Here is a 13,637-nt window from a genome sequence, read left to right on the forward strand (position 1 = left end):
GGAGAGCCCGAAATGTCCGGCTGTACAAAGAATAGCGCGATTGCGGGAGCGGGCCCACGGTTCAGCCGTTGCGTGTGAGTACGAGGTCATTGGGCCTTGTGGCGTCCGGTGCCGCAATCGTCGAGTTGGGACGGAGCCGCTGGTGCGGCGCCGGGATGGGGGGCCACAGGTCTGGTATGGAGAAAATTCGCTCGCCCGGCTCGACGTCGAGGCTCCGCGCGGCCGGTCGCTGGTGATGAGGCGGCATCCGGAGGTGGTCCGAGGGTCGAGCGGAGGGTGACCGGCGCGGATTGCGCGTCAGAGGATGGACGTGGGGCAGGACCACCGAGGGCGAGCGGCCAATCGGTGATGATCTCGGTGCGCTGGCTGCAGCGTTTGTCTTTGGGGCTTGGGGAGGCTCCGGCGTCAAAGCCGAGCGCGGCGAACGTCGCAGCGCTGGAGCGCACGACGGCTGGACAATAGCGCGGGCAGTCGATTTTCTGATGTCGGTCGGGATGCGGGATCACTTCAGCCACTTGGCGGCGCGCAGAGGGAAGTCGCGAGTGAGCTAAGCGAAGCGGTGGGGTTCGGAGCGGATTTGGGGGGTCGTAGATGTCGCGCGGTTTCGAGTTTGCCGGTGGGGGGTGCGTCGCCATTAACAGCCCGGCGTGTCGGATCCGGTGAAGCCGGGCGGCAGGATGTGGGCGAAGCCAGTTCCGCATGATGGTCGTGCGGACGCCAGCCGAGCGTGATGTGCTCGCCACTCTTGGTGCGGAGAAGTGACGCCGCGCTGGTCCATCGCGTGTTGTCGAGGGTTGGTGATGGGGACGCGGTGAGTGTATCGGCCATAGGCATGGATCACCTGGGTAAGCCGCTAGCGGGGCGTTTGTGCGGCGAAATGGTTCCAGCTCTTGCGATGAAGGTTCGCAATGAGCGCGGGCGAAACGGGTGGAATGGCCGATGCGCAACGTGCCGGAGTAAAAGGTCGAGGCGCGGAGGGCGTCGGGTACCCTTCTGCGGGAACAGCCGACCCATGACTACGCCGGGCGGCAGTTTTTGGCGGGTAGATCCAGCGAAGTCGTCCGGCTTGAGCGCATTTTGCACCCTCAGCCATTGACAGAAGAGGCGGATGGTATTCGAGCTTCTGCGTCCACGTAAAAACACCGCCAGTTCGCCGCCGAGCTCGCCGCCGCAATGCTTGGATCTGCACGTTGAGTTGGGCGGCGTGGCGGATGCACAACGGAAGAGCAAATTTTTGGGGATATCTTTGAGTGGCGAGATTTTGATTCCGCAACTGGAGCGAGGGGGTGTGAAGACGACGTGGTTATAGATTTTTCTGGCGGTACGCGCTCCAACCGCCTGCCATGATCCACTTCGCTCTGCAAGCCACCTGCCGGGCACTTCGGGCAAAGTCGGTTGTGGCGATGGAGTCAACTTAGGATTGACGGGGAAGCTCAGGACGAGGACACACCGCCGTACGCTCACCGGTAGCGTCACCGGGCGGCAACGCGCGCACGGCGTTTGAGTGATAGCGCGCTCGGCGAGGGTCAGTGCATGTTGTTGCTCGGGGACCGGCCGGAACGCGCGAACGACATCCGCGAGCTCCAGCGACGGCCTGCCTTCAGGTTGGTTCGAAGATATGGCACGGCGCCGGCGGCGTTCGCCGCCCAGCGCGGCCGATTTCGAGACCGCTTTTCTGGGCACCGGCGAGGCCGTCTCGGCAGCCGGTCCGCTGGGGTCTTGGTCCTCCGACCATTACTGGGCTGAACTAAGCGTAGCGAAGGTCGTGCTGATGGAGCGCGGACCGAGTGGCAGGACCCGCAACGCGCAGATTTGTCCCGGTCCCGAGTTGATGCGTGGCGAAGGCATGGCGCAGGACACGAGGGTGCACGGCTTTTTGATCCCTGCGCGGACCGCCGCCCGCGCCAACGCCTCGCCCACGGTGTCCCGGCACAGGACGCGGCCCGCGTCTTCCCTGAAACAGCCCGGGACCCGGCGGTTGCCTGCTCCAGCACGCGGCGGAGCGGTCGCAGCACGAGCTGGGCAACATCGCAGTGGTCACGCCGACCTTGCCCTTGCCTGATGTGAATCACCATGCGACGGACGTCGATGTCCCGCAACTCGCAAGTTGAGCACCTCGTTGATCCCGCAGGCCGGCCCCATACGCGGCATCACGATCGCCGCCGCATTCTGAGCGACCCCTGCGTCACCGAGCAGTTGTCGATCCGTCGCCGCTCAGGATGGCGGCAGTCGATGCGGCACGCGCATCTGCTGGATCCGGCGACCTCTCTTCCGGTCGCTCCAGGGTGCGCATGAGAAACTTCAGCGCCGCGGCGCAGACGTTGCACGCCGATGGCGAGCGCTGCGGGTCCTCGGACCAGGTGCGGCAAAGAAGTCTCAACCTCGGCCTTGCCCATCAGCGTCGGTGACTGCCGTGGCAGTTTCACGGAAAACTTCGGCAACGCAGAGAGGTCTGGAGCGTGCGGCGAAAGACCGCGCAGCCTGATGTCTCATTATCGGTTTCGCAGCTGTCCCGCTTTAACCGGCGTTGCGCACCCCGGCCATCGGGGCGCGATCAGCAGATCGCCGACGAACACAGCGCGGCGCCGCTCATGTTCGAGCCGGCAGGAATCGCCGCGACGCGACGTCGCCGCGGGCAGCCGCTCAGACGCCGCCCGTCACGCGGCGCTACTCCTGCTGCGCCAGCGGCTTCGTCCAACCAATATCTCTACTGCGACTTGGGGGATAGCACCTCCGCTTGTTGGACCGCCTCCCCTCTTGGTCCCCTTGGGCCGCGTGGGGGCCGCTGTTATGCGTCGCGGGGTAGCGGGGATACTGGTGCTTGGCGAACACCCGCCGGCGCGTTGACCTCTGCCCCTGCCCCGCCCCCGCCCGCCCTCTCTTCTTTCTCCATCGCGCATGCGCGTCCGCGCGCCCCCCCGCCGCCGAATCGCGGCCACCTCGCCGCCCCTCGCCGCCTTGCGCGCTCGTTTCCGCGGTGCGCCCCACCCGTCACTTCCCTGTCTGCCCAACTCGTGTAGGCTCCGCGCCCTGGGGAATGAGCCCGCTCACGAAATACGTGATCGAAACGCTCGTGACGCTGCTCGGCGTCATCGCGTTGGCAGTGCTCGTTTTGTACGGCGCGCGGCGCTTGGGCGTTGGGCGACCGGCGGGGCCAGTCAGCCTGGTGGGTCGGCTCCCGCTCGACGGGCGGCGCGCAATCTATCTGGTCCGCGTCGACAAGACCGTCTACGTGGTGGGCGCGAGCGAAGCGGGGCTCGCCAAACTGGGGGAGCTCCCGGGTGACGGACTCGACCTGTCGAGCGAGACCGCCGCGCCCGCGAAATTCGCCGAGGTCCTGGCGCGGGTGAAACAGAAGCCCGCGCCCGCCGCGGTCGCGCGCGCGGAGCCCAGCGACGCGGAGGAACAGGACGCATGAAGAAGCTCGTGCGCCTCGGCTTCCTAGCGGCAGTGTGGCTCACCCCGGCCGTTGCTGTCGCTCAGGCCAAGAACACCGCGCCAGACGACCTGCTCGGCCGGCCGCTCGCGCTGGTCGTTGCGCTGGCGCTGGTCTCACTGCTCCCGTTTGCGTTCATGACCCTGACCGCGTTCGTGAAGATCTCCACCGTCTTGCAGATCGTGCGCGGCGCGATCGGCGCGCAGAACGTGCCCTCGAACACGGTGATCATGGCGCTGGCCGGCGCGCTGACCCTGCTGGCAATGGCGCCGGTCGGCTCGCGCATCCACGATCGGGCAAAACCCCTGATCGAGGCGGAGACCATCACCGACACGACGGCCTTCGTGAAAGGCGCCTTCGAGGCCACCCGCGACCCACTGCGGGACTTCCTGAAGGCCAACGCCTCCCAGCGAGAGCTGGACCGCTTTTACGAGATTGCCCGGGCCGCGCGCCCGGAGGCCGAGCGCAAAGACGTGGGGCGCGCCGACATGGTGATCCTCATCCCCGCCTTCGTCGTGACGGAGCTGATCGAGGCCTTTGCCCTCGGCTTCGCCATCTACCTACCCTTCTTGATCCTCGATCTGGTCGTCTCGAACGTGCTGCTCGCCCTGGGCATGCAGATGATGAATCCGACGCAGGTGAGCCTGCCTTTCAAGCTCCTCTTGTTCGTTGCCATCGACGGCTGGGGCCTCCTGGCTCAGGCGCTGGTGACCGGTTATCGGGTCAGCTGAGCGGCCCGCGCAGCGCCGAGGCCGCCCCCGGCTCGCCGCAAAAATCTTGCGGATCCCCGGGAATAATCCGAGAAGCGCAGGGTTTCTGCGGTGCTTCGCCGGGCTGATCCGGCTTGTTGACACGGATCGCGTCGTCGCTAGGATGCCGCGGCCCGAGCCGGCTGGGAGACCAGTCGAGTCTCGGCGTTTCCTTCCCAACGAGGGTTTCCCTCGCTTTTTTTGGAGCTCGGATGACAACCGACGTGATGATCTCTGCGAACGCGCTCACGAAGCGCTTCGGGAGCGTTCGCGCCCTGGACAAGGTGGGCTTCGAGGTCCGGCGCGGTGAGGTGGTGGGTTTTCTCGGTCCGAACGGCGCTGGCAAGTCCACGACGATGCGGATCTTGACCTGCTACATCTCGCCAAGCACGGGGACCGCGAAGGTTCACGGGCACGACGTCTTCGACGACCCGCTCGAGGTTCGACGAACCATCGGCTACCTGCCGCAACGTGCGCCGCTCTACTCGGACATGAACGTGTACGAGTACCTGCAGTTCGTGGCGAAGATCCGCGGGCTCGACGACGGCACCTTCAAACAACGCCTCAAGAAGGTGATCGAGGTCTGTGGTCTCGGCCAGTCCCTCGGCAAGACCATCTCGACGCTGTCACACGGCTTCCGTCAGCGGGTGGGTCTGGGTCAGGCGCTGATTCACGATCCGCCGATCTTGATCCTGGACGAGCCGACCAGCGACCTCGACCCCAACGAAAAGGCCGAGGTGCTCAAGTACATCAAGGAGATCGGCAAGGACCGCACGATTCTCCTCAGCACCCACAACCTGGCCGAGGTCGAAGAGGCCTGCGCTCGCGCCATCATCGTGAGCAAGGGTCGTGTGGTCGCCGACGGGCAGCTGGACGACATCCGGGCCAAGACCGGGCGCGTCCGCTACGTCGTGACCATCGACGAGACCCGAGCGGAGGCGGGCAACAAACCCCCGAAGGCCATCGAAATAGAGGAGGCCCTGGGTCGGCTCGACGGGGCCGCTGCGATCCGCGAGCTACCGACGGACGAGACGGCTCACAAGTTCGAGCTGTCCGGCGCCCAGGATTCGGACATGCGCGCCGAGATCTTCCGGCTGATGGTGGCCAAGAACTGGACGCTGCTCGAGCTGCGGCGCGACGCGCAGAGCCTGGACGTCGTGTTCCGCGACCTCACCCGTGGGGACGAGCGACTCGACCGCGGGGGCGATTGGGTGGACGAGGACGACGACGACTCGGATGAAGACGAGTCGGACGAGGACGAGTCGGACGAAGAAGAGTCCGACGAAGAAGAGTCCGAAGACGAGTCGGATGAGGACGAGTCGGACGAAGAAGAGTCCGACGAAGAAGAGTCCGACGACGACGACGATGACGAGGACGACGAACCGTCCTCGGAGAGGAAGAAGAAGTAGTCATGACGGCAATGGTGACGATTGCCCGGCGTGAGTTCCGGTCCTACTTCGACTCACCGCTGGCCTACGTGGTCATCTGTCTGAGCTTCCTGGCGCTCGGGCTGATGTTCTTCATGTACCGAGGCGGGTTCTGGCAGGTCGACCGCGCGAGCATGCAGACCTTGTTCGACTACGTGCCGTTCGGGCTCTCGTGCCTGGTCGTGCCCGTGGTGACCATGCGCCTGGTCGCGGAAGAGAAGCGCAGCGGCACGCTGGAGATGCTCATCACCCTGCCCGTCAAGGACAGCGACGTGATCTTGGGCAAGTACTTCGGCGCGCTCGGCCTGGTGCTGATCCTGGTGTTCGCCACGCTGGCCTACCCCATCGCGATGTTCCGCTTCCCGTGGGTGCTCGGCTCGCTCGACTACGGACCCATCATGACCGGGTACCTCGGGCTGCTGTTGTTCAGCGCGGCGGCCACGGCCATCGGCCTCTTGGTCAGCGCGCTGACCGAGAGTCAGGCCGTTGCGTTCTTCATCACCTTCTTCGTGCTGGTGCTGCTCTGGTTCCTCGGAACCGCTGCGGAGACTCAGCCGGGAACTCTGGGCACGGTGCTCGCTTACGTGAGCTTCCAGTCGCGGATGCAGGGCTTCAATCGAGGCCTCATCGACACCCGCGACGTCATCTTTTTCCTGTCGGTCACCGTCGTTGCTCTGGTGATCGCGTTCCGGGCGCTCGAGCGCCGCAAGTGGGCGTGACATGGCTACCCAAGACCAGAAGCGCAAAGCCGCAGCCCAGACCGGGCTCTACCTCGTCGTGCTGCTCGCCATCGCCGTCGTTGCGAACGTGCTCAGCGTCGGCTGGAATCAGCGCTGGGATCGCACCCACACCAAGCGCTACACGCTGAGTGACGGCAGCGGCCGTTTGGTCGCGAACTTGAACAGCCCGATCCAGGTCGAAGCCTACGTCACCAAGGGCCTCGCGCAGGTCGACGCCTTCGTGCGCGACCTGACCGATTTGCTCAAGGAGTACGAGCGGGCCAGCAAGGGCAAGCTCAAGTTCACGCTGATCGAGGCCAAGACCGACGAACAGCGCGAAGCGGCGAAGGAAGCCGGCCTGCAAGAGATGGCGTTCGGAGAGACGAGCGCCACCGGCGACGATCAGGCGAGCATCGCCCAGGGTTACATGGGCCTGGTGTTCAAGTACGGCAGCGAGAAGGGGGTCATCCCCCAGCTTGCGCCGAACCGCGCCGAGGGGCTCGAGTTCTGGATCACCAACAAGATCCGTGAGGTCCGCGACAAGGCCGAGAACGTCAAACACCGGGTCGGCGTCGTCACCGGTAAGGACGAGCTGAAGATGACGGACCCGAACCTGGTGCCGCGCCAGGGCAAGGGCGCCGCGCCGAGCATTCAGAGCATCCTGGAGCAGGCGTTTCCGTTCTACGCGCTCGAGACCGTCGACCTGAAGGGTGGCGAGAGTGAGATCGACGCGGCCCTCGACGGCCTGATCATCACGCAGCCGCGCAAGGACTACGACGAGAAGGAGCTGCGCCGTGTCGATCAGTTCCTGATGCGCGGCAACAAGGCGCTGGTCGTGTACGCCTCGGCGGTCACGCTCAAGCCCCAGGACCCCAAGATGGAGGCGTCGCTGTCGTGGCACGGCCTCGACAAACTGCTGCTCGGCTACGGCTTCAACGTCCAGAAGAACGCCGTGCTCGACTTCGGCGCGCAGTTCCGCGTGGGCGTGATGACCGCGACCGGCGGGGTCAGCTCGATCCGCCACCCGGGCATTGCCCACGTGATCAACGACCCGCGCTTCGAGGGTGACGAGAAGCTGCTCGACACCGGCTTTGCGGGGTTCTTCCGCATGGACCAGGTCGCGCTGCCGTTCCCGTCGAGCATCGAGCTCGCGAAGGACAAACAGCCGGACGACGTGAAGCTGTACGCAGTGGCTCGCTCGACGCCCGCTGCCAGCGTGGCGACCGGCGACAACATCGACATGAAGCTGCGGGCCGAGTGGGCGCCGAAGCCCCCCTACGCCCAGCACATTCTGGCCGCGGTCGCCGAGGGCAAGCTCAAGAGTGCCTTCGCCGCCGACGCGACCATCAAGGCCAACGAACGCGCGCCGGAATCGTCCCGCGTGCTCCTGGTTGCCTCGAGCCTGTTCCTGACCAACCCCTTCGCCTACTCGGGCAACGGCCCCGACCTGGGTGGACAGTTTGCCATGATGGGCGCAGTGGGCGGTGATCAGCAGCTGCAGATGATCGCGCAGCCCTACGCGCGCGACTACCTGACGGGCACCATCTTGAGTGTGAAGAACACCCTCGACTGGATCAGCGGCGACGCCGATCTCTTGGCGGCCAGCGCCAAGCTGCTGTCGGAGCCGAACCTCACCTACTCCAGCATCGCCAAGCCGAAGATCGCCGCAGAGGACGACGAGGCCGCGATCAAGAAGAAGGACGAAGAGTACCGCCAGGGTCGCAAGGCGGTGCAGCAGAAGGTCCAGTGGTCGCTCACCCTCGGTGTGCCTGTGCTGTTCGCCCTCTTTGGCTTCGGCCGCTGGCGTTACCGCGAAGGCAAGCGGTCGCAGAAGAAAGTCTGAAAGGACTCGGCCATGGCTCTCAGCACCGAAAATAAACTGATGATCGCGGTAGGTGTGCTCGCCGTGCTCGGCGGCGCCGTCTACATGCAGAACAAGAAGCAGAAGGAAGAGGCGGCCACCTACACCGCCGAGAAACAGAGCGCGGATCTGCCGAAGCTGGAGATCAGCGAAGAGCAGACGAAGACGATCGACAAGATCGTGCTCTCGAAGGCCCCCGGCGACGCGGGCAAGGGTGTGGACGTCACCTTGCAGAAGAAGGGCGAGAGCTGGGAGCTGACTGCGCCGAGCACCGCCGCGGCGAACCAGACCAACGTCACCAGCCTGCTCGGCAACCTGAAGACCCTGAAGCTCACCGAGGTGATCGACCCCTCGACGGCCGCCTACGAGAAGTACGGCGTGGCCGACGGCAAGGGGCTGCACGTCACGCTGTTCAAGGGCGCGGACAAGATCACCGAGCTGTGGCTGGGTGACAGCGGGTCCCGCGGGCAGATGACACGCATCGCCGGCCGCGACGGGGTCTACTCGATCAAGGGCTACTCGAGCTTCCTCTACGACCGCGAGGTCAAAGATTGGCGCGACCGCGCTGTCTTCAAGTTCGAAGAAGAGAAGGTCAAGGCCGTCGACATCACGAACGAGAACGGCACCTTTGCCTTCGCCAAGGACAAGGACAAGTGGACCGCGAAGCACAAGGGCCCGAAAGATCCGGGCGCCAAGGCCATCGCTCGCTTCGATGAAGCCAAGGTGAAGGACGCGATCCGTGCGTACAAGGGTCTGAACGCCGACAACTTCGCTGATGGCAAGTCGGACGAAGACACGGGTCTCGACAAGGCCGCGGCGACCATCACCTTCACGATGGAAGACGGCGCCAAGAAGACGCTGCACATCGGCAAGACGGCCGAGGGTTCGAGCCGCTGGGCCAAGGTCGAAGGTGGAACCGAGACCATCAGCATGGGCTCGTGGGCCGCGGACTGGGCCCTCGCGAAGGCCGACAAGTTCCAGAAGCCCGAGGGCGACGCGGGTGCCGAGCCGCCGCCTGGCATGGGCATGCCTCCCGGCATGGGCATGCCTCCCGGCATGGGCATGCCTCCCGGCATGGGCGCGCCTCCCGGCATGGACGACAACCCCTGAGCGGGCGCGCGTGCGCGACGAGCGCGCGTCGCGGGCAGAGCGTCAGTCCAGACTGGGTCCCCGGGGCGTCCGGACTCCGCGGGATGTCGGCGTTCCGTGCGCCGAAAACCTGCGAACCTTTGCAAGGCCCGGGCTGGCGCGTGTCTTGCTGAGGGCAAGCCATGGACGTGTCGAAATGGGTGACTGGCCTCGGGGTCTCGGGCTTGGCATTCCTGGCGGCCTGCTCCGCGGCGCCTGATCCGAGCGCGGACGACATCGCCGGCGGGCCCGGGGGCGGCGTGAACCTGGGCGGCGGTGGCAGCGGTGCCGGCGGTGGCACGTCCGGCAGCGGGGGTGGGATTTCCTTCGGGGGCTCCGGCAACGCCGGAGGAGGAGGCGGCGCCGAGGAGTGCGCCGGTGTCTCCCAGCAAGCTTCGAACGCGGTCCTGCCCATCGACGTGATCTGGGCCATCGACACCTCCGGCAGCATGACCGCCGAGACCGCGGCCGTGCGGCAGAACATGAACGCGTTCTCGCAGCAGATCACCGCGGCCGGTGTCGATGTGCGCGTCATCTTGATTGCCCAGCAATACGAGCCGCCGCCAGTCCCCGGCTTCCCGGACAAGGGCATCTGCATCGACGCGCCGCTCGGCTCGGGCAAATGCCCGGACGATAACCTTGGTCCCAACTTCCTCCACGTGTTCCAGAAGGTCGCGAGCACCAATGCGCTGCAGCTGATCTTGCAGACGTATCCGAGCTACAAGAACGCGCTCCGGCCGGACTCGCTCAAGATCCTCACCGTGGTGACGGACGACAACTCGTCACTCCCGGCGGCTTCGTTCACCCAGCAGTTCGACGCGCTCGATCCGGGGACGATCTCGCCGGGGCTGTGGAAGATGTACGGCATCTACTGCTTCTCGAAGTGCCCGAGCGCCGCGAAACAGGGCTCGGTGTACCAGCAGCTGGTGCAGCAGACGACGGGTGTGGCGGGCGATCTGTGCACGCAGAATTTCAAGCCCGTGTTCGATCAGCTCGCGGCAGGCGTCGTCGCGTCGAGCAAGCTCTCTTGCGGCTGGAAGATTCCGGCTGCGCCACCGGGGGAGAACTTCGACAAACAGAAGGTCAACGTGATGTTCACGGCCGGCGGCGGTCAGCAGACGACCTTCGGCAAGGTCGCGAGCGCCGCGGACTGCGGTCCGAATGGCGGCTGGCACTACGACAACGAGCAGAATCCGAACATGGTGCTGGTGTGCCCGGACACCTGCAACGCGATCCAGAGCGACTCGGCGGGCAAGATCGACGTCCAGTTCGGTTGCGCGACGCAGCTGGCTCCGCCGAAGTAATGCTGGCGGCGGTGGCGCGGCGGTGAGCCATCTGCAAACATCGGCGCATGCGCTGGTTGATGCGGGTGAGCTGTTGGGCATTGTTGTTCGGGGCGGTCGCCTGTGGCTCGTCGGACGACAGCCGGGGAACGGGCGGTGGCGCCGGGCTTGGCGGCTCGGGCAACGGTGGCTCGAGCGGCTCGGGTGGCTCGGGTGCGGGCGGCTCGGGTGCAGCGTCCGGTGGTGGTGTCGGCGCGGCAGGTGGGGTGTCCGGAAGCGGGGGAGCGGCGGGCGGCGGTGGCGGCCTAGGCGGCGGCGCGGGCGTGGGCGGCACGACGGGTACTCCCGCGGTGCGCTTCATCGGGCGCACGGATACGAGTCAGGCCGGGGTCACGCGGTTTGCCTGGTCCGGCAGCGGGATCGCGTTTCGCTTTTCGGGCACCGACGCCTCGGTGGAGCTGGACGACCCGGCGCACTTCTTCACGCTGCTCGTCGACGGCAAGGAGCAACCGCGGCTCGCGACCACGGCCGGACAAAAGAAGTACGTGGTTGCACAGGGACTCGCTCAGGCCGAGCACGAGGTCTGGCTCTTCCGGCGCACCGAGGCCTCGTACGGAGCGACGAAGTTCTACGGAGTCGATCTCGGGGCGGGCACGCTGCTCCCGCCGCCGCCCGAGGCCACGAAGAAGATCGAGGTGATCGGTGACTCGATCAGCTGTGGTTACGGAAATGAAGGTGCGGATCAGTACTGTAACTTCAGCGCGGACACCGAGAACCACTACCTGACCTACGGGGCGGTCGCGGCGCGGTCGTTTGGGGCTGATCTGGTGACGGTTGCGTGGTCAGGGAAGGGTGTGATCTTCAACTACGGCACGAACAAGACCGACCCACTCCCGGCGCTCTACGATCGCGCGATCCCAACCAGCGCCACGAGCGTCTGGGATTTCTCCTGGCAGCCGGACGCGGTCGTCGTGAACCTCGGCACGAACGACTTCTCCACCGGCGGCGATCCAACGGACGCCGAGTTCACGGGGGCGTATCAGGATTTCCTGAAACACCTGCGCGACAAGTACCCGAACGCCGAGCTCGTCGCGCTCGTGCCGACGCTGCTCTCAGGCACTGACTTGTCGACGGCCAAGGCTTACATCGAGAAGGCCGTCGGCCAGCGCAAGAGCGCGGGTGATACGAAGGTCGTCGCCGTGACCCTCTCGTTCACCCAGGACGGCTGGGGCTGCGACTGGCATCCGAGCGCCAAGACCCACGCCTCGATGGGGGCTGCGCTGACAGCGGAGCTGAAGAAGCTCATGGGGTGGTGAGCGGGTGATGCGCGGCCGGCTCACTCTTCAGCGGATGGCCGGGGCCACCACGATCTCGCCGTCCAAGATCTCCGCGCGGACATCCGACGGCAACTCCAGAAGCTCTGCGTAGGTGGGCAGCGGACGAATGGGGTTTGCCATTGGGTTGGCCCGATGATCGTAGCATCATGGCTAGAGGTCTCGCATGGGTCGGCTTCTCGCCTGGGTCACCGCCACCAGCCACTGCCGCGGAACCCACGCAGTCAGCCGATTTCGATCTACCGTCCCCAACATGCTGCGCGCCGCCCCGTGGGGACTCCTCGTCGGTCTGTTGCTCTCTGCTTGTGCGGTCCCTCCTGCTCAATGCCCGCCGGTCCCCGCCTGCAGCTCTGCGAGCGCGGCGGTGCAGCCGAGCGCCGTCGCGCCGGCCGTTGCATCGGTGCCGGCTGCCTCCGCGACGCCGCCGGCTCCCGCCCCGCCCCCGCGCGCCAAGCCGACTGCAAAGCTCTTCGACGACGGACTCGCTGAAGCTGGGTTTCTCCCGCGCGGCGACGCCTTTGCCCTCGGGGTCGACGGCGCGTCACTCGACGTACTGATTGGCGAGGCGGAGCGCACCAAGAGTGATTCGTTGCTGGTGCTCGTGGACGGGCAGGTCGTCGCCGAGCGCTACTTCGGCGCTCGTCGCGGCCCGATCGAGACCATGAGCGTCACGAAGAGCATGACGGCTCTCGCCATCTTGCTGCTGCTGGAGAGCAAGAAGATCGGCTCGCTCGACGCCCCGCTCTCGACCTGGTTGCCGGAGTTCAAGAGCGGGAAGAAGGCGGCGGTCACGCTCCGTCACGTGCTCACGCAATCGTCGGGCCTCGCCCACGGCAAGGACGCTCGTGCTTTCAACGGACAGAAAGATCGCACGGCGTACGCGCGCCGTGCGGCGGTGGTCGACGAGCCCGGTTCGCTATTTTCTTACAACAACGAGGCGACCCAGCTGCTCTCCGTCGTGGTCGAGCAAGCAGCGGGCAAACCCGTCGACGCGTTCCTGGACGAGAGACTCTTCCGCCCGCTCGGCATTCGCGGCTGGCAGTGGGATCGCGACGCTGGACAGAACGTCCAGACCTATTACGGCCTGGCGCTCCAGGCTCGGGATCTGGCGCGCATCGGCCAGCTGCTCCTCGACGAAGGACGCTTCCAAGGCAAGCAATTGCTCGCGCCCGAGAGCGTGCGTGCGCTGCACACTCCGAGTGACAAGAGTCCGTTTTACGGGCTGCTCTGGTGGCTTCGCTACGAACGCACGGTTCATGAAATCGATCTCGGTAAAGCCGGCGCCGACTTCGTGCTGCCAAAGGACCTGGTGACTCCGCTCGTGGGGCGCAAGTTCAGCTCGAGCGAAGCGCTCTGGCTCGAGCTCGGTTCTCGGCTCTCAGAGCCCCAGCGCGAGCACCTGAGCGCCTGGGTTGCCAGCGGCGGCAAACTCTCGAGCGAACGCCCGGATCACGCCATCGGTTTTTACGCGGACGGTTCCCTGGGGCAGCGGCTCGCCGTCTTCCCGGAGTCGAAGCTGGTCGTGGTCCGGCAGCGACGCCGGCGGCCTCGGGCCGAGGAGTCCGAGGCCCTCTCGTTTCCGAGCATGCTGAAGCTCGCGAGCGCGCTCGTACGTGCGCCGCGCTGAGCTCGCCGCTCGCGACGCCGGACCGGAAATTCGCCACCCCTCACGTCTCGCTGGCGCCGCCCACGCGTGCTAG

The 13,637-nt window shown here is 66.0% G+C and carries 9 protein-coding genes; all 9 read left to right on the plus strand.

Translation table 11 applies throughout. The features are described 5' to 3' along the window. Nucleotides 1-3,037: 3,037 nt before the first annotated feature. Nucleotides 3,038-3,418, plus strand: a complete 381-nt coding sequence (locus IPI67_35875) for a flagellar biosynthetic protein FliO (GenBank protein ID MBK7585550.1) — start codon at nucleotides 3,038-3,040, stop codon at nucleotides 3,416-3,418. Further along, on the plus strand, nucleotides 3,415-4,167 hold the full coding sequence (gene sctR / locus IPI67_35880) for a type III secretion system export apparatus subunit SctR (GenBank protein MBK7585551.1): 753 nt from the start codon (nucleotides 3,415-3,417) through the stop codon (nucleotides 4,165-4,167). The genes IPI67_35875 and sctR overlap by 4 nt, the downstream gene beginning before the upstream one ends. A 245-nt stretch (nucleotides 4,168-4,412) precedes the next feature. After that, nucleotides 4,413-5,594 (plus strand): ATP-binding cassette domain-containing protein, encoded by a 1,182-nt coding sequence (locus IPI67_35885; protein MBK7585552.1) that lies wholly within the window; start codon nucleotides 4,413-4,415, stop codon nucleotides 5,592-5,594. A gap of 2 nt (nucleotides 5,595-5,596) precedes the next feature. Next, entirely contained in the window at nucleotides 5,597-6,331 is a 735-nt protein-coding gene (locus IPI67_35890) for an ABC transporter permease (protein ID MBK7585553.1), read from the plus strand. 1 nt (nucleotide 6,332) lies between these two features. Then, nucleotides 6,333-8,174 carry a GldG family protein gene (locus IPI67_35895; GenBank protein ID MBK7585554.1) on the plus strand — a complete coding sequence of 614 codons (1,842 nt, stop codon included), beginning with the start codon at nucleotides 6,333-6,335 and terminating at the stop codon, nucleotides 8,172-8,174. A 12-nt stretch (nucleotides 8,175-8,186) separates the two neighbouring features. Next, on the plus strand, nucleotides 8,187-9,302 hold the full coding sequence (locus tag IPI67_35900) for a DUF4340 domain-containing protein (protein ID MBK7585555.1): 1,116 nt from the start codon (nucleotides 8,187-8,189) through the stop codon (nucleotides 9,300-9,302). A 161-nt stretch (nucleotides 9,303-9,463) separates the two neighbouring features. Continuing rightward, nucleotides 9,464-10,624: a VWA domain-containing protein gene (locus IPI67_35905; protein ID MBK7585556.1), complete on the plus strand. Its 1,161-nt coding sequence runs from the start codon at nucleotides 9,464-9,466 to the stop codon at nucleotides 10,622-10,624. A 47-nt stretch (nucleotides 10,625-10,671) separates the two neighbouring features. Continuing rightward, nucleotides 10,672-11,919, plus strand: coding sequence for an endo-1,4-beta-glucanase (locus IPI67_35910; GenBank protein MBK7585557.1), 1,248 nt, complete (start codon nucleotides 10,672-10,674; stop codon nucleotides 11,917-11,919). A gap of 271 nt (nucleotides 11,920-12,190) precedes the next feature. Next, entirely contained in the window at nucleotides 12,191-13,564 is a 1,374-nt protein-coding gene (locus IPI67_35915; GenBank protein MBK7585558.1) for a beta-lactamase family protein, read from the plus strand. Nucleotides 13,565-13,637 lie beyond the last annotated feature (73 nt).

The organism is Myxococcales bacterium, assembly GCA_016706225.1.
Classification (GTDB): domain Bacteria; phylum Myxococcota_A; class Polyangia; order Polyangiales; family Polyangiaceae; genus JADJKB01.

Coding starts and splice junctions, on each gene's coding strand:
- IPI67_35875 (MBK7585550.1), top strand. CDS start 3,038: ATGAGCCCGCTCACGAAATACGTGATCGAAACGCTCGTGACGCTGCTC.
- sctR (MBK7585551.1), top strand. CDS start 3,415: ATGAAGAAGCTCGTGCGCCTCGGCTTCCTAGCGGCAGTGTGGCTCACC.
- IPI67_35885 (MBK7585552.1), top strand. CDS start 4,413: ATGATCTCTGCGAACGCGCTCACGAAGCGCTTCGGGAGCGTTCGCGCC.
- IPI67_35890 (MBK7585553.1), top strand. CDS start 5,597: ATGACGGCAATGGTGACGATTGCCCGGCGTGAGTTCCGGTCCTACTTC.
- IPI67_35895 (MBK7585554.1), top strand. CDS start 6,333: ATGGCTACCCAAGACCAGAAGCGCAAAGCCGCAGCCCAGACCGGGCTC.
- IPI67_35900 (MBK7585555.1), top strand. CDS start 8,187: ATGGCTCTCAGCACCGAAAATAAACTGATGATCGCGGTAGGTGTGCTC.
- IPI67_35905 (MBK7585556.1), top strand. CDS start 9,464: ATGGACGTGTCGAAATGGGTGACTGGCCTCGGGGTCTCGGGCTTGGCA.
- IPI67_35910 (MBK7585557.1), top strand. CDS start 10,672: ATGCGCTGGTTGATGCGGGTGAGCTGTTGGGCATTGTTGTTCGGGGCG.
- IPI67_35915 (MBK7585558.1), top strand. CDS start 12,191: ATGCTGCGCGCCGCCCCGTGGGGACTCCTCGTCGGTCTGTTGCTCTCT.